This window comes from Kitasatospora sp. NPDC057223, from assembly GCF_042669755.1.
In the GTDB taxonomy this organism is placed as follows: domain Bacteria; phylum Actinomycetota; class Actinomycetes; order Streptomycetales; family Streptomycetaceae; genus Kitasatospora.
On the sequence record NZ_JBHUWW010000037.1, the window covers coordinates 27,574 to 49,119 of the forward strand.

Below are 21,546 nucleotides of genomic sequence, written 5' to 3' on the forward strand. Positions count from 1 at the left end.
TTTCCCCGCGCGTCCGGGCCCGTCCGGGCCTGGGCGGGCACCGCCGGGACAGCCGAGGGGCAGCCGCCATGACCGACCAGGAGTTCACCCCCGGGCTGACCCCCGGGCACCTGGGCGCACCGCCGACCGAACCCGAGGGCCGTCCGCCCGGCCAGGGCCCCGCCCACGAGCCCCCGGACCCGGACAGGATCCGGACCGGGCTCGCCTGCGGGCTGACGGCGCTGGCGCTGGTCGCCGTGTTCGGCGGCGCCGCGCTGGCCGGCTACTCCTGGTGGCAGGGCCAGAGCACGCCGCCCGCCGCCGACTACGCGGGCAGCGGCACCGACCTGGTCGAGATCTCCGTCCCGCAGGGGGCCGGTCTGAGCCAGATCGCCAACTCGCTGGTGCGCAAGGGGGTGGTGGCCAGCTCCCGGGCGTTCACCGGCGCCGCCGCCGGCAACACGGCGGCCGGGCGGATCCAGCCCGGCACGTACACCCTGCACCTGAAGATGTCGGCCGCCTCGGCGCTGGCCGTCCTGGTCGACCCGGCGAACGCGAACGGCCTGACCATTCCGGAGGGCTGGCGCGGCAGCCAGGTGTACGCGGCGATCGACGACAAGCTGAAGCTGCCGAAGGGCACCGCCCAGCAGACCGCGCAGGACCAGGCCGGCGAGCTGGGCCTGCCGGAGTTCGCCAAGGGCAGCCCCGAGGGGTACCTCTTCCCCGCCACCTACAGCGTCACCGGTGAGACCACCGCGACCGACCTGCTCAAGGAGATGGTCGAGCAGGCCGGCAAGGACTTCGCGAGCGACGACATCGAGACCGTCGCCACCAACCTGGGCCAGACGCCGTACGGGGTGCTGACCGTCGCCAGCCTCGTCCAGGGCGAGGCCGACAACTCCGAGGACATGGCCCGGGTCGCCAGGGTGATCTACAACCGGCTGGCCCAGAAGATGCCGCTCCAGCTCGACTCGACCATCAACTACGCACTCGGCCGCAGCACGCTCGACACCACGGTCACGGACACCCGGCTCGACTCCCCCTACAACACCTACCTGCACCCGGGCCTGCCGCCGACGCCGATCTCCAACCCCGGCCGGCAGGCGCTCCGGGCGGCCATGGAGCCGGCCCAGGGGGACTGGCTCTACTTCGTCACGGTCAAGCCGGGCGACACCCGCTTCACCGACAGTCTGGAGCAACACGGCCGCAACGTCGCGGAGTTCAATGCGATCCGGGCCGCGCAGGGCAGTGCCTCGCCGACCGCCCCGCCGAGCACCGGGAAGCGCTGAGCAGGCCGCCACCCCGCCGATCGGTCGCCTGCGGTACGGTAACGTCTCCCTTCAGGCGTTGCGGCTAGCACGCCGGTTCGAGTATTTGCCGGGACGCCGTCCCGGACGGCCGGTCGGATCCGTCGGTCGTCTCCGTCGGCATAAGGGGATCGATGACTGATCTGGGGCGGGGCTACGGCTCCCAGGGCTCTGAACCGTGGCGCCCCGGTGACCCGGCGTACGGCGGTCAGCAGCAGCAGCCGGTCCCCGGTCAGCAGGACGGCGGCTGGCAGCAGCCCGACCCGCTTCAGCAGCCCGACCCGTACGGCCAGGGCCAGCAGCAGGCGCAGTACGGCCAGCAGGGCTACCCGCAGCAGGGGCAGCAGCAGGGCGGGTACGTCCAGGGCCAGCAGCAGCCGCAGCAGTACGGCCAGCAGGGCTACCCGCAGTACAACACCCCGCCGCAGCAGCCCCAGCAGGCGCAGTACGGCCAGGGCGGGTACGTCCAGGGCCAGCAGCCCCAGCCGCAGCAGCCCCAGCAGGCGCAGTACGGCCAGCAGGGCTACCCGCAGCAGGGGCAGCAGCAGGGCGGGTACGTCCAGGGCCAGCAGCAGCCGCAGCAGTACGGGCAGCCGCAGCCGAACCCGCAGCAGTACGCCCAGCCCCAGGCCCAGCCGCAGGCCCAGGCGCAGCGGCCCGTCCCGCAGGCCCGGCCGCAGGAGCCCCAGGTGCCCGCGCCGGCCGGCCCCGGTCCGGACGGCATCGACTGGGAGGCCGAGGCCGCCGCGCTGGAGGCCGCCGCCGCCGCACCCGCCGAGGCCGAGCCCGAGCCCGCCCAGGACGACTGGGACGGCTACGAGGACGAGGGCTACGCGCAGGGCCACGAGGAGGACGGCGAGGCCGGATTCCTCGGCGAGGAGGACGACTCCCGCGAGGGCCAGCGCAAGCGCAAGGAGAAGGGCAAGAAGTCCGGCCGGCGCAACGGCGGTGCCTGCCTGCTGGTGGCACTGGTGATGCTCGGCGGCGTCGCCGGGGGCGGCTACTGGGGCTACGGCTTCTACCAGAGCCACTTCGGGCCGCCGCCGGACTACAAGGGCGAGGGCACCGGCACGGTCAACGTGGAGATCAAGCCCGGCTCGCTCGGCCAGATGGGCCTGGCCCTGAAGACGGCGGGCGTGGTGAAGAGCGTCGACGCCTTCACCGCCGCGACCGACAAGGACCCGGTCAAGGCGAAGGGCATCCAGCCCGGCTTCTACACGCTGCACCGGGAGATGTCCGCCGAGGCGGCGATGAAGATCCTGGTCGACTCGGCCGGCGGTGACACGCTGATCCTTCAGGAGGGTCTCAGCGCCGCCGAGATCTACGCCAAGATCGACGACAAGCTGAAGCAGCCGAAGGGCACCACGGCCGGCGTCGCCAAGGCCCAGATCGCCGACCTCGGCCTGCCCGCGTACGCCAACGGCAACCCCGAGGGCTTCCTCTGGCCGGCCCGCTACGCGGTCGGCGAGGGCATGAAGCCGGTCGACCTGCTCAAGCAGATGGTCGCGAAGGCCGGCGAGGAGTACCAGAGCCTGAACCTGGACGCGGCGGCGCAGAAGATCGGCCTCAAGAACGCGTACGAGGTCGTCATCGAGGCGAGCATCCTGCAGAAGGAGGGCAACAACTCGGCGGACTTCGCCAAGATGGCCCGCACCATCCAGAACCGGCTGGCCGACCAGGCCCAGACCCAGCACCGGCTCGGGATGGACACCACGCTGCAGTACTCGCTCGGGCGCAAGGAACTGACCAAGAAGGAAATGGACGACGCGTCCAACAAGTACAACACCTACCTGAACGCGGGCCTGCCGCCGACGCCGATCGCCAACCCCGGCGAGGACGCGATCAAGGCCGTGCTCAACCCGGCGGAGGGCAAGTGGCTGTTCTTCATCGCCATGTCGCCCACCGAGACCCGCTTCGCGGACACCTACGCCGAGCACCTGGTCAACGTGGAGAAGTACTGCACCGACGCCGGCCAGGGCTTCGACAAGGCACGCGGGCACTGCACCACCAAGTAGGGCCGGCCGCCACGAGCAGGACGAAGGAACGTGACGAACAAGCACAGGGCCGCCGTACTCGGCTCGCCGATCGCGCACTCGCTCTCACCCGCACTGCACCGGGCCGCCTTCGCGGCGCTCGGACTGGAGCAATGGAGCTACGGCCGCTTCGAGGTGGACGAGGCCGGGCTGCCCGGCTTCGTCGCCGGACTGGACGAGGCCGAGTGGGCGGGGCTCTCGCTCACCATGCCGCTGAAGCGGGCGATCATGCCGCTGCTCGACGAGGTGAGCGAGACCGCGCTGGCGGTGGACGCCGTCAACACCGTGGTGTTCACGGCGGACGGGCGTCGCACCGGTGACAACACGGACGTCCCCGGCCTGGTGAACGCCCTGCGCGAGCGCGGCATCGACAGCGTCCCGGCCGCCGCCGTGCTCGGCGCCGGTGCGACCGCCTCGTCCGCGCTGGCGGCCCTCGCCCAGATCTGCGAGGGCGAGGTGACGGTCTACGTCCGCAGCCCGGAGCGGGCCCGCGAGATGGCGGCGCTCGGCGAGCGGCTGGGCCTGGACCTGCGGACCGCCGACTGGGAGCGCGGCGCCGAGGCGCTGGAGCGCCCGCTCACCATCTCCACCACCCCGGCGGGCGCCACCGACGCGTTCGCCGCCGGGCTGGCCGCCGAGCCGGGCGCGCTGTTCGACGTGCTCTACCACCCGTGGCCGACCGAACTGGTCGCGGCCTGCGCCGAGCGCGGCGCCACCGTACTGGGCGGGCTCGACCTGCTCGTCCACCAGGCCGTCCTGCAGTGCGAGCGGTTCACCGGTGCCCCCGTCGGCCCGCTCGCCGCGATGCGCGCGGCGGGCGAGGCGGCCCTCGCGGCGGGCTGACCGCCGCCCCGTCCCATCGACATTGGCGATGACGGCTGTCCGTCACCCGGACCGTGCGCCTGACGGCGGCCTCGGCATGAAAGGATCCGGGGGAGAGCGCGGGACCGGTCCGACCAGGTGCCTGCGGTACGAACGCCCGGTCGGTCCGCGCGGTGAACGCTGCGGCCGGTCCGCTGACGAAGGAGCTCCGTTGGGTACGTTGCGCTGGCTGACGGCGGGGGAGTCGCACGGCCCCGCACTCGTGGCGACGCTGGAGGGCCTGCCCGCCGGCGTGCCGGTGACCACGGCGATGGTGGCCGACGCGCTGGCCCGCCGCCGGCTCGGCTACGGCCGCGGCGCCCGGATGAAGTTCGAGCAGGACGAGGTGACGTTCCTCGGTGGCGTCCGGCACGGCCTGACCATGGGCAGCCCGGTGGCCGTCATGGTCGGCAACACCGAGTGGCCCAAGTGGGAGCAGGTCATGTCGGCCGACCCGGTCGACCCCGAGATCCTCGCGGGCCTGGGCCGCAACGAGGCGCTGACCCGCCCCCGGCCCGGCCACGCCGACCTGGCGGGCATGCAGAAGTACTCGATCGACGAGGCCCGGCCGATCCTGGAGCGCGCGAGCGCCCGGGAGACGGCGGCCCGCGTCGCGCTCGGCGCGGTCGCCCGCTCCTACCTGAAGGAGACCTGCGGCATCGAGCTGGTCTCGCACGTGGTCGAGCTGGCCGCGGCCAAGGCCCCGGCCGGCGTGCTGCCGCTGCCCTCCGACGAGGCCCGCCTCGACGAGGACCCGGTGCGCTGCCTGGACGCCGACGCCTCGAAGCGGATGGTCGCCGAGATCGACCAGGCGCACAAGGACGGCGACACGCTCGGCGGCGTCGTCGAGGTGCTGGCCTACGGCCTGCCGCCGGGCCTCGGCTCGCACGTGCACTGGGACCGTCGCCTGGACGCGCGGCTCGCCGCGGCGCTGATGGGCATCCAGGCCATCAAGGGCGTCGAGGTCGGCGACGGCTTCGACCTGGCGCGGATCCCCGGCTCGCAGGCGCACGACGAGATCATCCCGACGCCGGAGGGCGTGAAGCGCGTCACCGGCCGCTCCGGCGGCACCGAGGGCGGCCTGTCGACGGGCGAGCTGCTGCGGGTGCGTGCCGCGATGAAGCCGATCGCGACCGTGCCGCGGGCGCTCCAGACGCTGGACGTGCGGACCGGCGAGCCCGCCAAGGCGCACCACCAGCGCTCCGACGTGTGTGCCGTGCCGGCGGCGGGCATCGTCGCCGAGGCCATGGTGGCGCTCGTCCTCGCGGACGCGGTGAGCGAGAAGTTCGGCGGGGACAACGTCTCCGAGACCCGCCGCAACGTGCAGGGCTACCTCGACAACCTGATCGTCCGATGACCGCACCCGTCGTGGTGCTGGTCGGCCCGCCCGGATCCGGCAAGACCACGGTCGGGCGCGAGCTGGCCGAGCGGCTCGGCGTCGGCTTCCGGGACACGGACGCCGACGTCGAGCAGCGGGCCGGCAAGCCGATCTCGGAGATCTTCATCGACGAGGGCGAGCCGCACTTCCGCGAGCTGGAGGTCCGGGCCGTCCGCGAGGCCGCCGAGGGGCACCCCGGCGTGCTCGCGCTCGGCGGCGGCGCGGTGCTGGCCGACGCCACCCGCGCCGTCCTGGCCGACCTCCCGGTGGTGTTCCTGGAGGTCCCCCTCGGAGACGCCGTGAAGCGCGTCGGCCTGGACGCGCCCCGCCCCCTCCTCGCGGTCAACCCGCGGGCCCGCTGGCGGGAGCTGATGGAGGCCAGGCGGCCGCTCTACCTGGAGGTGGCGACCGCCGTCGTCAGCACCGAGGGGCGCTCCCCGGAGCAGGTCGCCGACGCCGTACTCGAAGCACTGGAGCTAGAGCCGAAATGAACGAGCAGGGGCGCATGACTGACACCGTGACCATCCACGTCGGTGGCAGCGCCGGCCACGACCCGTACGACGTGCTGATCGGGCACCAGCTGCTCGGCGAGCTGAGCAAGCTGATCGGCACCCGGGCGCGGCGCGTCGCGATCATCCACCCGGAGGCGCTGGAGGCCACCGGCGAGGCGATCCGCGAGGACCTCGCCGGCGAGGGCTACGAGGCGATCGCGCTCCAGGTGCCCAACGCCGAGGAGGCCAAGAGCGCCGAGGTCGCCGCGTACTGCTGGTCGGTGCTCGGGCAGACCGGCTTCACCCGCAGCGACGTGATCGTCGGCCTCGGCGGCGGCGCCACCACCGACCTGGCCGGCTTCGTCGCCGCCACCTGGCTGCGCGGGGTGCGCTGGGTCTCGATGCCCACCACGCTGCTCGGCATGGTGGACGCGGCCGTCGGCGGCAAGACCGGCATCAACATCGCCGAGGGCAAGAACATGGTCGGGGCGTTCCACCCGCCGGCCGGTGTCCTCGCCGACCTGGACACCCTGGAGACCGTGCCCAGGCACGACTACGTCTCCGGGCTGGCCGAGGTCATCAAGGCCGGCTTCATCGCCGACCCGGCGATCCTCGACCTGGTCGAGGCCGACCCCGAGGGCGCCAAGTCCCCGGCCGGGCCGCACACCCTGGAGCTCATCCGGCGGGCCATCCAGGTCAAGGCCGATGTGGTCTCCGGCGACCTCAAGGAGGCCGGCCGCCGCGAGATCCTCAACTACGGCCACACCCTCGCGCACGCCATCGAGCGCAACGAGCGCTACAAGTGGCGGCACGGCGCGGCCGTCTCCGTCGGCATGGTCTTCGCCGCCGAACTCGGCCGGCTGGCCGGCCGGCTCGACGACGAGACCGCCGACCGGCACCGCACGGTGCTCGCCTCGGTCGGCCTGCCGCTGACCTACCGCGGCGACGCCTGGCCGAAGCTGCTGGACGCGATGAAGATCGACAAGAAGTCGCGCGGCGACCTGCTGCGCTTCATCGTCCTCGACGGCCTCGCCAGGACCTCCGTCCTGGAGGGCCCCGACCCGTCGCTGCTGGCCGCCGCGTACGCGGAGGTCTCGGCGTGACCCGGGTGCTGGTGCTGAACGGCCCGAACCTCGGCCGCCTCGGCAGCCGCGAGCCCGACGTCTACGGGGCGACCTCGTACGCCGGGCTGGTCGAGCGCTGCACCGTGCTCGGCAAGGAGCTCGGCTTCGAGGTCGAGGTCAAGGAGACCAACTCCGAGCAGCAGATGATCGAGTGGCTGCACTGGGCGGCCGACGAGCGGACCCCGGTGGTGATCAACCCCGGTGCCTTCACGCACTACTCGTACGCGATGCGCGACGCCGCCGCCCAGCGGACGGCGCCGCTCATCGAGGTGCACATCTCCAACCCGTACGCGCGGGAGGAGTTCCGGCACACCTCGGTCATCGCGGCGGTGGCCTCCGGCACCATCGCGGGCTTCGGCCTCGGCTCCTACGAGCTGGCCCTGCGCGCGCTCGCGGAGCAGCTCACCACACGCTGACGCAAGATCAACGGCCCGGCGGCGGACTGTGCCCGCTGCCGGGCCGACGTGTAGTGTCCGGTGTCGGAGACGGTGTCGGGAGGTGACCGTGACGCAGTACGCAGGGGGAGCACAGCTGCCACCCCGCCCGGTGGACCCGCCCGGGCCGTCCGCAGCCGCGGCACCCGCGCCGCAGGTCGCCGAACCGCCCGCCACCGTGCCGATCCCGGTCGTCGTGCCCGCACCGGTGCCGACCGCGACCGTGGCCATCCCGGTCGTCGTGCCCGCCCCGGTACCGGCCGCCGCCCCGCCGGCCGCCCCGGCCGTCGTCGCGGCGCCGCCCGCCGTGGCCGCGCCCGGCCCCGCCGCGTCGCCGCCCCCGTACCCGCACGGCAGCCCCTCGCTGCACCGGCCGGGTGCCGTGACGGCGCCCGCCGCGTCGCCGCCCGCCGCGACCGGGCACTTCCTGCTGCCCTCCGGTTCGCCCGTCCAGCTCCCGGCGCACCCGCCGCAGCCGCACGCCCCCGGCGGCCCGATCGCGGTGCTGCTGATCGGCCCGGCCGGCGCCGGCAAGACCACCGTCGCCCGGCACTGGGCCGAGCGGCGCCCGAGCCCGACCGCGCACATCAGCCTGGACGACGTGCGGGAGTGGGTGCAGTCCGGCTTCGCCAACCCGCAGTCCGGCTGGAACAACGCCTCCGAGGCCCAGTACCGGCTGGCCCGGCGCACCTGCGGCTTCGCGTGTCGCAACTACCTCGCCAACGGCATCTCCTGCATCATCGACGACGCCGTGTTCCCCGACCGGCCGGCCATCGGCCTCGGCGGCTGGAAGCGCCACATCGGCCCCGGCATGATCCCCGTCGTCCTGCTCCCCGGCCTGGACTCCGTCCTCGCCCGCAACGCCCGCCGCAGCGGCAACCGGCGCCTCAGCGACGAGGAGGTGGCCCGGATCCACGGGCGGATGGCCGGCTGGTACAACTCGGGCCTGCCGATCATCGACAACTCCCAGCTGGACGTCGGCGCCACCGCCGCCGCACTGGACCGGGTCATCCTCGCCCGCCTGCTCGGCCACCCCGTGCACTAGATCCGGACCGCCCGCCCTGTCAGTGCCGGCTGGGACACTGGACCCGTCCTGCTGATCCACCGGGGGAGCTGCGCCCGTGCCCGAAGGCCACATCATCCACCGCCTGGCCGCCGAGAACTTCACCGCTTTCGGCAAACGCCCCGTCCGGGTCTCCAGCCCGCAGGGGCGGTTCGCCGCCGACGCCGAGCTGATCGACGGACAGCTGCTGACCGAGGCCGAGGCGACCGGCAAGCACCTGTTCCTCGGCTTCGAGGAGGGCGCCTGGCTGCACATCCACCTCGGCCTGTACGGCGGCTTCACGTTCGCCGAGGGCCCGGCCCCCGCGCCCGTGGGCCTCGTCCGGCTGCGGCTGGAGAACGACGACTCGTACGCCGACCTGCGCGGCCCCACCACCTGCGAGCTGCTCACCGCCGCGGGGAAGGCCGCCGTGCACGCCCGTCTCGGCCCCGACCCGCTGCGCGCGGACGCCGACGCGGGCCTCGCCTGGCGGCGGATCTCGGCCAGCCGCACGACCGTCGCGGCGCTGCTGATGGACCAGAAGGTGCTGGCCGGCGTCGGCAACGTCTACCGCGCCGAGGTGCTCTTCCGGCTCGGCATCAGCCCGCACCGGGCGGGGCGCGACCTCACCCGCGCCGAGTGGGACGCGATCTGGGCCGACCTGGTCGCCCTGATGCACGAGGGCGTCGACGCGGGCCGGATCGACACCGTCCGCCCCGAGCACACCCCCGAGGCGATGGGCCGCCCGCCGCGGGTGGACGACCACGGCGGCGAGGTGTACGTCTACCGGCGGGCCGCGATGCCCTGCCTGGTCTGCGGCACCGCCGTCCGCACCGAGCAGCACGCGGCCCGCAACCTGTTCTGGTGCCCGCGCTGCCAGCAGGCCTGACGGGGGCGGCGCTCCCGGCGGGGGCGCTCAGCCGGTGGCCGAGCCGGGTTCGGTGTGCTCGGCCGCCGTGCAGGGCGCCAGCAGCGCGCCGAGCTGTTCGTCGACGAGCCGGTAGCGCACCACCCGGCCGTCCTTGTCCCCGGCGACCGCGCCGGCCGTCCGCAGCAGCCGCAGGGCCTGCGAGACGGCGGGGTCGCGCATGCCGGTGGCCACGGCGAGGTCGCTGACGGCGAGCGGCCCGGCCCGGTGCAGGGCGAGCAGCAGGGCCAGCCGCCCGGGGTCGGCGAGCAGGGAGAAGCGGTCGGCCCAGGTGCGGACGTGAGCGGTGTCGCCGATCGCCGCGATGGCTTCGCAGACCCGGTGTCCGTCGATGGTCCGGTGGCCCGCGCGCTCGGCCGGTACGAGATGCATGCGTGCCATTGTCGCAGCCCAGGGCATGTGATCCTGGACACCTGCGCAGGTGCGCAGCCTTGCAAGCGTCACCTGACGCCCCGTACGGTGTTGCCCGCCGTGGTGTTCGGGAAGCCGGTGACGGACCTTCAGAGGTCCCAGACCGGCGCGGCCCTCGCCACTGTGATCAGGGAGTCTCCGCACCCTCCCGGCCCCGTCGGGGCCGGGTGGTCACTGGGCGCCGTCGGGCGCCTGGGAAGGCCCGTGCGGAGGAGTTCGGACCCTGTCAGCCAGGAGACCGGCCACGGCATCTCACGAAGTGATCCACGAGGTGCTGGAGCGTGATCCGCAGATGACCCTGCCCGAAATCGAAGCTGCCCCGGTGGCGGCCGCGCCCGCGCTGCCGGCGTTCCGCTGGCGACGCGAGGACACCGTCCGTACGGCCGGGCTGATGGCGGTGATCCTGGCGATGCACGTGGCGGCCTTCGGGACGCTGTTCTTCCTGGTTGCCCCGCACGAGTACGCCGTCGGCACCCAGGTGTTCGGGGTCGGCCTCGGCATCACCGCCTACACGCTCGGCATGCGGCACGCCTTCGACGCCGACCACATCGCGGTGATCGACAACACCACCCGCAAGCTGATGGCGGACGGCAAGCGCCCGGTGTCGGTGGGCTTCTGGTTCGCCCTCGGGCACTCCTCGATGGTGGTCCTGATGGCGGCGCTGGTGGCGGGCGGCGCCCAGCTGGCGAACACGCTGATGGACGAGGACTCGCCGACCCACCAGTGGCTGGGCGTCCTCGGCACGAGCGCCTCCGGTGCGTTCCTGTACCTGATCGGCGCGCTGAACCTGGCCGCGCTGTTCGGCATCCTGCGGGTCTTCCGGGCGATGCGGGCGGGCCGCTACGACGAGGCGGAGCTGGAGGAGCACCTCAACGCGCGCGGCCTGTTCAACCGGGTGCTGAACCGGGCCACCCGTTCGATCACCCGCCCCGGCCAGATGTTCCCGGTCGGGATGGTGCTGGGCCTGGGCTTCGACACCGCGACCGAGGTGACGCTGATGGTGATGGCCGGCAGCGGCGCCGCCGCGGGGCTGCCCTGGTACGCGATCGTCTGCCTGCCGCTGCTGTTCGCGGCCGGGATGAGCCTGTTCGACACGCTGGACGGGACGTTCATGAACTTCGCGTACCAGTGGGCGTTCTCCAACCCGGTGCGCAAGGTGTACTACAACCTGACCATCACCGGCCTGTCGATCGCGGTGGCGTTCATCATCGGCACGATCGAGCTGGTCAGCGTCCTGCACGAGAAGCTGGACCTGACCGACCCGGTGTCCGGCTTCGTCGCCGGCCTGTCGCTCGACAACGTGGGCTATGTGATCGTCGGACTCTTCGTGGTCGTCTGGGCGGCGGCGATCGCGTACTGGCGCCTCGGCAGGATCGAACAGCGCTGGTCGCCGTCCTGACCGGACGCCCGCGCTCAGGCCGCCGCCCCGCTGAGCGGGCCCGCGAAGCCCGGCCGGACAGCCGACGCGTCCGCCCGTCCGGCCTGCTCGGCGGGCGAACCGGCGCCGGGCTCCGTACGCTCGACCCATGTCTGATGCGTACGCGGGCCGGCGGGAGCGTCTGAGGGAACACTGCAGCGCGTCGGGGACGGACGCGGCTCTGATCACCCGGCCGGCGAACGTCCGCTACCTGACCGGCTGCGCCCCCTGCGGGGCGACGCTGCTGCTCACCAGGGAGCGCGCCCTGCTCGCGCTGCCGGACGACCTGCCGCCGGACGACACCGGCGAGCACCTGCTCGGCGAGGACCTCACCCAGCTCCAGGTGACGGCCGGCGCGGACACCGCGCTCGCCGCCGCCGAGGCGGCCGCCCGGCTGCGGGTCGGCGACCTCGCGGTGGAGGAGCACGACCTCACCGTCAGCCGCCACCGCGCGGTCGCGGCCGTCGCCGAGGGCGTGCGGCTGGCGGACGCGCGCCGGGTGGTCGAGCGGATGCGGGTGATCAAGGACGAGCACGAGATCGCCGACCTGCGGATCGCGGCCGAGATCGCCGACCAGGCGCTCAGCGAGCTGCTCGAATCGATCCTGGTCGGGCGCACCGAGCGGCACCTGGCGATGGAGCTGGAGCGCCGCATGATCGACCACGGCGCCGACCGGGCGGCCTTCCCGGTCTCCGTCGGCACCGGCAGCCACTCCGGGCAGGCGAGCCACCAGCCCACCGACCGGCGGGTCGAGGAGGGCGACTTCCTGACCGTCGTCCTCGGCGCCCAGTACCGCGGCTACGGGGTCTCCACCGCCCGCACGTTCGTGATCGGCGCGTCCCCCGCGCCCTGGCAGGTGGAGCTCCACCGGCTGGTGTTCCGCGCCCAGCGGGCCGGCCGCGAGGCGCTCGGGCCGGGTGTCGAGAGCTGCGCGCCGGACGCGGCGGCCCGCGAGATCCTGCAGGCCGCGGGTCACACCGAGGCCTCTCCGCACCCGCTCGGCCACGGCATCGGCCTGGAGATCCGGGAGGCGCCGCGTCTCGGTCCCGCAGACATGGGTAAACTGGACAATCGCGTGCCGGTCACCGTCGGCCCAGGAGTGCATCTCCCGGGCAGGGGCGGGGTCCGGATCGAGGACACGCTCGTGGTGCGCCCCCTCGAAGAGGGCGGGCCCGAGCTGCTCACCATCACCACCAAGGAGCTCCTCGCCCTGTAGTCCCGATGCCGCACTTGTCCTGCGGCGGCCGGGGCCGGGTCGCGTCCCCTTGGTTCCTTGACAGCTATATCCAGGAGTAAGTGCGCCCGTGGCTTCCACGAACGATCTCAAGAACGGCATGGTCCTCAAGCTCGACGGTGGCAAGCTCTGGTCCGTCGTAGAGTTCCAGCACGTCAAGCCCGGCAAGGGCCCGGCCTTCGTGCGCACCAAGCTCAAGGAGGTCCTGAGCGGCAAGGTCGTCGACAAGACCTTCAACGCCGGCACCAAGGTCGAGACCGCCAACGTCGACAAGCGCGGCATGCAGTTCTCGTACAAGGACGGCTCGAACTTCGTGTTCATGGACACGGACACCTACGACCAGGTGACCATCGAGCCCGCCGTCGTCGGTGACGCCTCCAAGTACCTGCTGGAGGGCTTCGACGCCGTCGTCGCCATGTACGAGGGCGCTCCTCTGTACATCGAGCTGCCGGCCTCGGTCGAGCTGCTCATCTCGCACACCGAGCCGGGCGTCCAGGGCGACCGCTCCACCGGTGGCTCCAAGCCGGCCACGCTGGAGACCGGCGCCGAGATCGCCGTCCCGCTCTTCCTCACCACCGGTGAGAAGATCAAGGTCGACACCCGCGACGGCAGCTACCTCGGGCGGGTCAAGTAACCGTGTCGGCCGCACGCAGTAAGGCCCGTACGCGAGCCTTCCAGATCCTCTTCGAGGCGGACCACCGGGACGTCGACCCGCAGCGCGTCCTCGCCGACTGGGTGGCCCGTGCACGGGAGCCCAAGCCGGACGAGGGCACCCCGCAGATCGGCGAGTACACCATGCAGCTGATCGAGGGGTACGCCCAGCACGCCCGTCGCATCGACGAGCTGATCGCCACGTACGCGGTGGGCTGGACGCTCGACCGGATGCCGATCGTGGACCGCAACGTCCTGCGGCTCGGCGCCTACGAGCTGATCTGGGAGGACGGCGTCCCGGACGCGGTCGTCCTGGACGAGGCAGTCGAGATCGCCAAGGAGTTCTCCACGGACGACTCCCCGTCCTTCGTCAACGGCCTGCTGGCGCGGTTCATGGAGCTCAAGCCCACGATCCGCCGCGACTGACGCAGCCGGATGCGAAGCATCCTCCGAAGGCCGCCGGACCACACGGGTCCGGCGGCCTTCGCGTGTTCACGCCGGTGCAGTAGGGTCTTGCTACTGGCAAGTAACACGGATGTCGACCGACCCGGCAGCGGAGGGCGTACCACCCATGACCACGGCGATTCGCAGCGAGTTCGACCAGGGCATCGCCCTGACCCCGCACCCGGACGGGCTCGGCCGCTACGACGGCGAACTCGGGGCGGGCTGGCAGATCGGCGGCGGCGTCAACGGCGGGCTGCTGCTCGCGGTGGCCGGCCACGCGCTCTCGCTGGAGCACCCCGGGCACCCCGACCCGATGTCGATCAGCGGCTACTACCTCTCCGCCTCGCGCCCGGGCCCCGCCACCGTCAGCACCGAGGTGATCCGCCGCGGCCGCAGCCTCTCCACCGGCACCGCCTCCCTCACCCAGACCGGCGAGGACGGCAGGCCCGTCGAGCGGCTGCGCGTCCTCGCCAGTTACGGCGACCTGGCCGCCGCCGAGGGCGAGGTGCACACCAGTGCCCGGCCGCCGCAGCTGCCGCCGCCCGAGCAGTGCATCGGCATGGAGCACGCCCCCAAGGAACTGATCGAGCAGGCCGCCCTGCTGGAGCGCTTCGACCTGCGGCTCGACCCGTCCACCGTCGGCTGGGCCCTCGGGCAGCCGTCGAGGAACGGCCGCATCCAGGGCTGGTTCCGGCTCGCCGACGGCCGTGACCCCGACCCGCTGCTGCTCCTGCTGGTCGCCGACGCGCTGCCGCCGGTCACCTTCGACCTCGGCCTGCCCGGCTGGGCGCCGACCATCGAACTGACCGTCCACCTGCGGGCCAGGCCCGTCCCCGGCTGGCTGCGGGTCAGCCACGCCACCCGCAACCTGGCCGGCGGCTACTTCGAGGAGGACGCCGAGGTGTGGGACGAGTCCGGCCGCCTGGTCGCGCAGTCCCGCCAGCTCGCCCGCGCCCCGCGGCCGGCCTAGCCACTCTGCGCGGCGCGCACCTCACGCGCGGTTACAGGGCTGTGACACATCGTGCGTGTGTGACTCCCGGGGGTGGGGAGGAACAGGAGCAACGGCGCCCCCGCCGCACCCGCCTCCCACCCCCTGGAGCTCCCGATGCCCCGCAACGGCCGCCCCCGCCGCCCCGCACTCCCCTCCTGCCAGGCCCCGGGCTGGGGGCGCCGCCCGCAGGCCGTGCGGGAGCAGGCCCGGCACAGTGAGCAGGCCTTCATCACGGGCATCCTGACCAGCCGTGAGGACTTCGAACGCGCCCGCCCCTGGGGCCTCGCGGACGCGGCCGACTACGACGGCTACCTCGCGGACACCGCCGCGCTGCTGGCCGAGGCCCACCGCACCTTCGAGGTCGTCCGGGCCCGGATGTTCCACCCCGCCGACTTCGAGGACTTCTGCCTGCTGCACCGGCTCGACCCGGCCGAGCCCGCCGCCCGGGACCGCTACCTGGTCAACCCGCCGCTCCAGGCCCAGCTGCTGCCCTACCAGGGCGAGGAGCTCGCCGCCGACTTCGTCCCCCGCCTGGTGCGCGCCCGGGAGAACGGCCTGACGCTGCGCCACATCGAGCTGCTGCTCGACGACGGGCCGGCCGGCGGACACGGCGGCGGCCAGGGCGCCGGCGAGAGTCCGGGACCGGTCCGCGAGGCCTACCAGCGGGGCGCCGAGGTCTTCCGCCGGATGCTGGTCGGTGCGGGCTTCGGGGTGTACGAGTTCCGCTGCACGGTCGACGCGCCGGGCGGCCGGCTGGAGGCCGCGGCCCGCATCCTGCACTGGGAGGACGGGGTGGTGCGGATCAACGACGAGGATCTCGACCTGGTCTGCGCCGTGCTCTGCGCGGGCCTCGCCCGGGAGCTGCCGGGGGCGGCGCTGTTGTACGGCTCGCAGGGTTCGGCGGCGGCCTGCGGGGAGTACCGGGAGGCGGCCTGGGCCTGGCGGAGCGGCGGACAGGACTGGACGCCCGCGCCGGGCGGGGCGCTGCTGTCGGGGATCGACGCGCAGCCGGGCTTCAGCCTCGGCACGGTGTGCTGAGCCCCGGGGTTCCGAGGGCGGCCCGGCATGCCGACGGCGCGGGACCCTGGGAGACCAAGGGTGCCGCGCCGTGACGATTCTGCAGGTGGGGAGCGGTCAGCTCGCGTCCTCCTCGCGCACCGCACGGCGCGCGTCGGGGTTCAGCACGCCCCAGGAGATCAGCTGCTCGGTGAGGATCGACGGCGACTGGTCGTAGATCACGGCCAGCGTGCGCAGGTCGTCCTGGCGGATCGACAGCACCTTGCCGTTGTAGTCCCCGCGCTGGCTCTGGATGGTCGCCGCGTAGCGCTGCAGCGGTCCGGCCTTCTCGGACGGCACCTGGGTCAGCCGCTCCAGGTCGAGCACCAGGCGCGGCGGCGGCTCGGCCGCGCCGCCGGGCGTACCGCCGGGCAGCAGCTCCTGCACCGGGACACCGTAGAACTCCGCCAGCTCGGCCAGCCGCTGCACGGTGACCGCACGGTCGCCACGCTCGTACGAGCCGACGACGACTGCCTTCCAGCGCCCCTGGGACTTCTCCTCGACACCGTGCAGGGAGAGCCCCTGCTGGGTGCGGATCGCTCGGAGCTTGCCCCCGAGTTGCTTCGCGTAGTCGCTGGACATTGATCTCCCCGGACGAGATTGCTTCGCGCGAGACTGCTCGCGTTGAGTGGTGAGCCACGACCGGCTGACGGCCGTAAGGCCGACGGCTGTGCGACACGCCCTACCGGTGGGTTCGACGTGCGTCCCGTAACTCACTGTGAGGTTACGTAGAGTGAGGTAGCTGCGTCAAGCCGAATGGGGCAGTCGTGCGAATGGCCCGCGTCGGCGGCATGAACCGCGCCGGTGCGGGCTGGTTGACCTGCGATGTCACAAAGCGGAACGAACCACCCCCGGATAGTCTCCCCGTCAGTGACCGAACTGCACGCTGATAGGATGACCGAGGCTTCCGCCGCGCCGGGGGAGCCGCTACCAGACATCCTTTAAGGCCCGTCCTGTGAGGCGGGGAAGGAGGTCGGCTTCGGCATGACCACTGCAAAAGACGCATCATCCGCTCCGCGCCCGCCGCACCAGGTGCTCGACGGCACCGACATCGCCCGGGTCGTCACCCGCATCGCCCACGAGATCGTGGAGCGTGCCAAGGGTGCCGAGGACGTCGTCCTGCTCGGCATCCACACCCGCGGTGTCCACCTCGCCCGCCGGCTGCACGCGAAGCTCACCCAGATCACCGGGCGCGAGATCCCGCTCGGCACCCTGGACATCACGATGTACCGGGACGACCTGCGGCTGAAGCCCGCCCGCGCCCTGGAGCACACCGAGATCCCGCCCGGCGGCATCGACGGCAAGCTCGTCATCCTGGTCGACGACGTGCTCTTCTCCGGCCGCACCATCCGCGCCGCGCTCGACGCGCTCGGCGACATCGGCCGCCCCCGCGCCGTCCAGCTGGCCGTCCTGGTCGACCGGGGCCACCGCGAGCTGCCGATCCGCGCCGACTACGTGGGCAAGAACCTGCCCACCTCGCTGCGCGAGGCCGTCCAGGTGCGGCTCGCCGACACCGACGGGCTGGACGCCGTGCTGGTGGGGGACCGCGACTACGCGGCCCGCTCCTCGCAGGCCCTCGCAGCCCAGACGTCCGCCGACCAGACGTCCGCCGACCAGCACCTCCCGGAGTAATCGCGTGAAGCGCCACCTCGTCTCCGCCGCCGACCTCTCCCGTGAGGACGCGCTGCTGATCCTCGACACCGCCGAGGAGATGGCCCAGCTCTCCGGACGCGCCGTCAAGAAGCTGCCCACCCTGCGCGGCCGCACCGTCGTCAACCTCTTCTTCGAGGACTCCACCCGCACCAAGACCTCCTTCGAGGTCGCCGAGAAGCGGCTCTCCGCCGACGTCATCAACTTCTCCGCGAAGGGCTCGTCCGTCTCCAAGGGCGAGAGCCTCAAGGACACCGCGCTGACGCTGCAGGCGATGGGCGCCGACGCGGTGGTCATCCGCCACCACGCCTCCGGCGCGCCCGCTCGGCTCGCGCAGTCCGACTGGCTGCACGGCAGCGTCATCAACGCCGGTGACGGCACCCACGAGCACCCGACCCAGGCCCTGCTCGACGCCTTCACCATGCGCCGCCACCTCAACGCCGGCTCCGGCCGCGACCTGGCCGGCCGCCGGATCACCATCGTCGGCGACATCCTGCACAGCCGGGTGGCCCGCTCCAACGTCCACCTGCTGACCACCCTCGGGGCCCACGTCACCTTCGTCGCCCCGCCGACGCTGGTGCCGATCGGCATCGAGAACTGGCCGTGCGACGTCTCGTACGACCTGGAGAGCGTGCTGCCGAAGACGGACGCGCTGATGATGCTGCGGGTCCAGCGCGAGCGGATGAACGCCGCGTTCTTCCCGACCGAGCGCGAGTACTCCCGCCGCTACGGCCTGGACGGCGCCCGCCTCGCCCGGCTGCCCGAGCACGCCATCGTGATGCACCCCGGCCCGATGGTCCGCGGCATGGAGATCACCGCCGAGGTCGCCGACTCCCCGCGCTGCACCGTGGTCGAGCAGGTCGCCAACGGCGTCTCCGTCCGGATGGCCGTCCTCTACCTCCTGCTCGGCGGTGCCGTCTTCGCCGACGGGGCCACCGACACCGCCCGCACCGACGCGGCCCGCACCGAGGCCGTCCGCACCGACTCCAGTGAGGCCGCCCTGTGAGCGCGCCCAGCGAGGGAACCGACACCATGGTCAGCTACCTGATCCGCAACGCCCAGATCCTCGACGGCAGCGTCCCGCAGGACATCCACGTCGCCGACGGCGTCATCAAGGCGATCGGCGCCGGCCTCGACGTCGAGACCGACATCGACATCGACGCCCACGGCCTGGTCGTCCTGCCCGGCCTCGTCGACCTGCACACCCACCTGCGCGAGCCCGGCCGCGAGGACGCCGAGACCGTGCTGACGGGCACCCAGGCGGCGGCGAAGGGCGGCTTCACCGCCGTCCACGCGATGGCCAACACCTTCCCCGTCGCGGACACCGCCGGCGTGGTCGAGCAGGTCTGGCGGCTCGGGCAGGCCTCCGGCTACTGCGACGTGCAGCCGGTCGGCGCCGTCACCGTCGGCCTGGAGGGCAAGCAGCTCGCCGAGCTCGGTGCGATGCACGACTCCGCGGCGAGCGTCCGGGTCTTCTCCGACGACGGCAAGTGCGTGGACGACGCTGTCATCATGCGCCGCGCCCTGGAGTACGTGAAGGCCTTCGACGGCGTCGTCGCCCAGCACGCCCAGGAGCCCAGGCTCACCGAGGGCGCCCAGATGAACGAGGGCCAGGTCTCCGGCGAGCTCGGCCTCGGCGGCTGGCCGGCCGTCGCCGAGGAGGCGATCATCGCCCGCGACGTGCTGCTCGCCGCGCACGTCGGCTCGCGCCTGCACGTCTGCCACGTCTCCACGGCGGGCTCGGTGGAGATCATCCGCTGGGCCAAGGCCAAGGGCTGGGACGTCACCGCCGAGGTCACCCCGCACCACCTGCTGCTCACCGACGAGCTGGTCCGCAGCTACGACCCGGTGTACAAGGTCAACCCGCCGCTGCGCACCGAGGCGGACGTGCTCGCGCTGCGCAAGGCGCTCGCCGACGGCACCATCGACGCCGTCGCCACCGACCACGCGCCGCACCCGGCCGAGGACAAGGACTGCGAGTGGGCGGTCGCCGCGATGGGCATGGTCGGCCTGGAGACCGCGCTGTCGGTCGTCCAGCAGACCATGGTCGACACCGGCCTGCTGAAGTGGGAGGGCGTCGCCGACCGGATGTCGCACCGCCCCGCGCGGATCGGCCGGCTGAGCGGCCACGGCCGCCCCGTCTCGGTCGGTGAGCCGGCCAACCTGGTGCTCTTCGATCCCGCGTACCGTGGGACCGTGAACCCGGACGACTTCGCCACCCGCAGCCGCAACAGCCCCTACCGAGGCCTGGACCTGCCGGGGCGGGTGCACGCCACCTTCCTGCGCGGTGTCGCCACCGTCCTCGCGGGCGAGCTGGTCGAGGGCGGCGGGCTCGCGTGAGCGGCCCGGCCACCTCGCACCTCGCAACCCTGGCCCAGGGCACGCTGCTCGCCCAGGAGAAGGCCAAGGTCACCAACTGGCCCGGCTACCTCGGCTGGACGGTCGGCCTGCTGGTCCTGATCGGGCTCGTCTACTGGCTGATGCGCCAGGGCTGGAACTGGCGCCGGACCCTGCAGTCCGACCTCGCGGCGCTGCCCGCCGTGCCGGCCTCCGCGGGCCCGGTCATCCTGGAGACCAGCGGCCGCTACCACGGCACCACCACCGCCGGGAACTGGCTGGACCGGGTTGTCGCGCACGGCCTCGGCACCCGCAGCCGCGCCGACCTGACCCTCGGTGAGCACGGCCTGCTGGTGCTGCGCCCGGGTGACGTCGACCTGTGGATCCCGGCGCGGAACCTCACCGGGGCCCGCAAGGACTCCGGCATCGCCGGCAAGGTGGTACCGGCCGGGCTGCTCGTCGTCACCTGGACGAACGAGGGCACCGCGCTGGACTCCGGCTTCCGGGCCGACCACCCCGACGAGCACGCCGCCTGGGTCGAGGCGGTCAACGAACTCGCCACACGTACGACGAAGACGAAGAAGACGGAAGAGGCCGCCCCATGACCGCACCTGCCCCCACCACGCTGCGCTTGAGGCGGGAGCGAGTGCCCGCCGTCCTCGTCCTGGAGGACGGCCGGACGTTCCGAGGCCAGGCCTACGGCGCCGTCGGCGAGACCTTCGGCGAAGCGGTCTTCAACACCGGCATGTCCGGCTACCAGGAGACCCTGACCGACCCCTCGTACCACCGCCAGGTGGTCGTGATGACCTTCCCGCACGTCGGCAACACCGGCGTGAACGACGAGGACCCGGAGTCGAAGCAGATCTGGGTCGCCGGGTTCGTCGTGCGCGACCCCGCCCGCGTCCCGTCCAACTGGCGCTCGCGGCGCTCGCTGGACGACGAGCTGGTCAGCCAGGGCGTGGTCGGCATCAGCGGGATCGACACCCGCGCCCTCACCCGCCACCTGCGCGAGCGCGGCGCGATGCGGGTCGGCATCTTCTCCGGCCCGGCGCTCGCCGACGAGGCCACGCTGCTGGCCCGGGTCGTCCAGGCGCCCGAGATGAAGGGCGCCGACCTCTGCGCCGAGGTCGCCACCACCGAGCCGTACGTCGTCCCGGCCGTCGGTGAGAAGCGCTTCACCGTCGCCGCCGTGGACCTCGGCATCAAGGGGATGACCCCGCAGCGGATGGCGGAGCGCGGCATCGAGGTGCACGTGCTGCCCGCGAACTCGACCGTCGAGGACGTCTACGCGGTGAACCCGGACGGCGTGTTCTTCTCCAACGGCCCCGGCGACCCCGCCACCGCCGACCACCAGGTCGCGGTCATGCAGGGGGTGCTGGAGCGGAAGACCCCGCTGTTCGGCATCTGCTTCGGCAACCAGATCCTCGGCCGCGCGCTGGGCTTCGGCACCTACAAGCTGAAGTACGGCCACCGCGGCATCAACCAGCCCGTCCAGGACCGCACCACCGGCAAGGTGGAGGTCACCGCGCACAACCACGGCTTCGCCGTGAACGCGCCGCTGGACAAGGTCAGCGACACCCCGTACGGGCGCGCCGAGGTCTCCCACGTCTGCCTCAACGACGACGTGGTCGAGGGCCTGCAGTGCCTGGACACCCCCGCTTTCTCGGTGCAGTACCACCCGGAGGCAGCCGCAGGTCCGCACGACGCCGCGTACCTGTTCGATCGCTTTGTCGACTTGATGGCCGGCGCCCCGGCCCGTACCACCGCAGGGAGCTGAC

General features: G+C 72.9%; 22 protein-coding genes and 1 riboswitch. Of the genes, 20 read left to right on the forward strand and 2 right to left on the reverse strand.

All coding sequences use genetic code 11. The annotated features are described in order from the left end of the window. Positions 1 to 68: 68 nt before the first annotated feature. From mltG (ACFUK0_RS15925) to ACFUK0_RS15965, 9 genes are all read left to right on the forward strand, one after another. On the forward strand, positions 69 to 1,268 hold the full coding sequence (gene mltG, locus ACFUK0_RS15925; protein ID WP_380250385.1) for an endolytic transglycosylase MltG: 1,200 nt from the start codon (positions 69 to 71) through the stop codon (positions 1,266 to 1,268). 152 nt (positions 1,269 to 1,420) lie between these two features. Then, the gene (gene mltG, locus ACFUK0_RS15930) at positions 1,421 to 3,301 is read left to right on the forward strand and encodes an endolytic transglycosylase MltG (protein WP_380250387.1); all 1,881 of its coding nucleotides are present in this window, start codon (positions 1,421 to 1,423) and stop codon (positions 3,299 to 3,301) included. Between the two features lie 30 nt (positions 3,302 to 3,331). Beyond that, positions 3,332 to 4,162, forward strand: coding sequence for a shikimate dehydrogenase (locus ACFUK0_RS15935; protein WP_380250389.1), 831 nt, complete (start codon positions 3,332 to 3,334; stop codon positions 4,160 to 4,162). 190 nt (positions 4,163 to 4,352) lie between these two features. After that, positions 4,353 to 5,537: a chorismate synthase gene (aroC, locus tag ACFUK0_RS15940; RefSeq protein ID WP_380250391.1), complete on the forward strand. Its 1,185-nt coding sequence runs from the start codon at positions 4,353 to 4,355 to the stop codon at positions 5,535 to 5,537. Then, positions 5,534 to 6,049 carry a shikimate kinase gene (locus tag ACFUK0_RS15945; protein ID WP_380250393.1) on the forward strand — a complete coding sequence of 172 codons (516 nt, stop codon included), beginning with the start codon at positions 5,534 to 5,536 and terminating at the stop codon, positions 6,047 to 6,049. The genes aroC and ACFUK0_RS15945 overlap by 4 nt, the downstream gene beginning before the upstream one ends. 14 nt (positions 6,050 to 6,063) lie before the next feature. Further along, a complete protein-coding gene (gene aroB, locus ACFUK0_RS15950) occupies positions 6,064 to 7,152 on the forward strand; it encodes a 3-dehydroquinate synthase (protein WP_380250395.1) in 1,089 nt (362 codons plus the stop codon). Then, complete coding sequence (aroQ, locus tag ACFUK0_RS15955; protein ID WP_380250397.1) at positions 7,149 to 7,589, forward strand: type II 3-dehydroquinate dehydratase; 441 nt, start codon at positions 7,149 to 7,151, stop codon at positions 7,587 to 7,589. Before aroB ends, aroQ begins: the two co-directional genes overlap by 4 nt. 88 nt (positions 7,590 to 7,677) lie before the next feature. Continuing rightward, positions 7,678 to 8,652: an AAA family ATPase gene (locus ACFUK0_RS15960; RefSeq protein WP_380250399.1), complete on the forward strand. Its 975-nt coding sequence runs from the start codon at positions 7,678 to 7,680 to the stop codon at positions 8,650 to 8,652. A gap of 76 nt (positions 8,653 to 8,728) precedes the next feature. Beyond that, positions 8,729 to 9,538: an Fpg/Nei family DNA glycosylase gene (locus ACFUK0_RS15965; protein WP_380250401.1), complete on the forward strand. Its 810-nt coding sequence runs from the start codon at positions 8,729 to 8,731 to the stop codon at positions 9,536 to 9,538. A 27-nt stretch (positions 9,539 to 9,565) separates the two neighbouring features. Here the strand turns inward: ACFUK0_RS15965 and ACFUK0_RS15970 are convergent, their stop codons facing one another. Next, positions 9,566 to 9,949: an ArsR/SmtB family transcription factor gene (locus ACFUK0_RS15970; protein WP_380250403.1), complete on the reverse strand. Its 384-nt coding sequence runs from the start codon at positions 9,947 to 9,949 to the stop codon at positions 9,566 to 9,568. Positions 9,950 to 10,032: 83 nt separating this feature from the next. Continuing rightward, positions 10,033 to 10,250, forward strand: a riboswitch (cobalamin riboswitch). Positions 10,251 to 10,280: 30 nt separating this feature from the next. On the opposite strand from ACFUK0_RS15970, the gene ACFUK0_RS15975 reads away from it, so the two are divergent. From ACFUK0_RS15975 to ACFUK0_RS16000, 6 genes are all read left to right on the forward strand, one after another. Next, the gene (locus ACFUK0_RS15975; RefSeq protein ID WP_380250405.1) at positions 10,281 to 11,387 is read left to right on the forward strand and encodes a HoxN/HupN/NixA family nickel/cobalt transporter; all 1,107 of its coding nucleotides are present in this window, start codon (positions 10,281 to 10,283) and stop codon (positions 11,385 to 11,387) included. A 127-nt stretch (positions 11,388 to 11,514) separates the two neighbouring features. Next, a complete protein-coding gene (locus ACFUK0_RS15980; RefSeq protein WP_380250407.1) occupies positions 11,515 to 12,621 on the forward strand; it encodes a M24 family metallopeptidase in 1,107 nt (368 codons plus the stop codon). A gap of 88 nt (positions 12,622 to 12,709) precedes the next feature. Continuing rightward, positions 12,710 to 13,273: an elongation factor P gene (gene efp / locus ACFUK0_RS15985; RefSeq protein WP_380250409.1), complete on the forward strand. Its 564-nt coding sequence runs from the start codon at positions 12,710 to 12,712 to the stop codon at positions 13,271 to 13,273. Positions 13,274 to 13,275: 2 nt separating this feature from the next. Further along, the gene (nusB, locus tag ACFUK0_RS15990; protein ID WP_380250411.1) at positions 13,276 to 13,716 is read left to right on the forward strand and encodes a transcription antitermination factor NusB; all 441 of its coding nucleotides are present in this window, start codon (positions 13,276 to 13,278) and stop codon (positions 13,714 to 13,716) included. 145 nt (positions 13,717 to 13,861) lie between these two features. Beyond that, entirely contained in the window at positions 13,862 to 14,704 is an 843-nt protein-coding gene (locus tag ACFUK0_RS15995) for a thioesterase family protein (protein WP_380250413.1), read from the forward strand. Between the two features lie 135 nt (positions 14,705 to 14,839). Beyond that, positions 14,840 to 15,763: a hypothetical protein gene (locus tag ACFUK0_RS16000; protein ID WP_380250415.1), complete on the forward strand. Its 924-nt coding sequence runs from the start codon at positions 14,840 to 14,842 to the stop codon at positions 15,761 to 15,763. Between the two features lie 96 nt (positions 15,764 to 15,859). Here the strand turns inward: ACFUK0_RS16000 and ACFUK0_RS16005 are convergent, their stop codons facing one another. After that, positions 15,860 to 16,363 (reverse strand): transcriptional regulator, encoded by a 504-nt coding sequence (locus tag ACFUK0_RS16005; protein WP_030056198.1) that lies wholly within the window; start codon positions 16,361 to 16,363, stop codon positions 15,860 to 15,862. Positions 16,364 to 16,765: 402 nt separating this feature from the next. On the opposite strand from ACFUK0_RS16005, the gene pyrR reads away from it, so the two are divergent. The 5 genes from pyrR to carA are packed head-to-tail and all read left to right on the forward strand — an operon-like array spanning position 16,766 to position 21,545. Then, on the forward strand, positions 16,766 to 17,413 hold the full coding sequence (pyrR, locus tag ACFUK0_RS16010; protein WP_380250417.1) for a bifunctional pyr operon transcriptional regulator/uracil phosphoribosyltransferase PyrR: 648 nt from the start codon (positions 16,766 to 16,768) through the stop codon (positions 17,411 to 17,413). Positions 17,414 to 17,417: 4 nt separating this feature from the next. Further along, the gene (locus ACFUK0_RS16015) at positions 17,418 to 18,437 is read left to right on the forward strand and encodes an aspartate carbamoyltransferase catalytic subunit (protein ID WP_380250419.1); all 1,020 of its coding nucleotides are present in this window, start codon (positions 17,418 to 17,420) and stop codon (positions 18,435 to 18,437) included. Between the two features lie 26 nt (positions 18,438 to 18,463). Further along, positions 18,464 to 19,771 (forward strand): dihydroorotase, encoded by a 1,308-nt coding sequence (locus ACFUK0_RS16020; RefSeq protein WP_380250446.1) that lies wholly within the window; start codon positions 18,464 to 18,466, stop codon positions 19,769 to 19,771. Continuing rightward, positions 19,768 to 20,373, forward strand: a complete 606-nt coding sequence (locus ACFUK0_RS16025; protein ID WP_380250421.1) for a hypothetical protein — start codon at positions 19,768 to 19,770, stop codon at positions 20,371 to 20,373. Before ACFUK0_RS16020 ends, ACFUK0_RS16025 begins: the two co-directional genes overlap by 4 nt. Next, positions 20,370 to 21,545 carry a glutamine-hydrolyzing carbamoyl-phosphate synthase small subunit gene (carA, locus tag ACFUK0_RS16030; RefSeq protein ID WP_380250423.1) on the forward strand — a complete coding sequence of 392 codons (1,176 nt, stop codon included), beginning with the start codon at positions 20,370 to 20,372 and terminating at the stop codon, positions 21,543 to 21,545. The genes ACFUK0_RS16025 and carA overlap by 4 nt, the downstream gene beginning before the upstream one ends. Position 21,546: the final 1 nt, after the last annotated feature.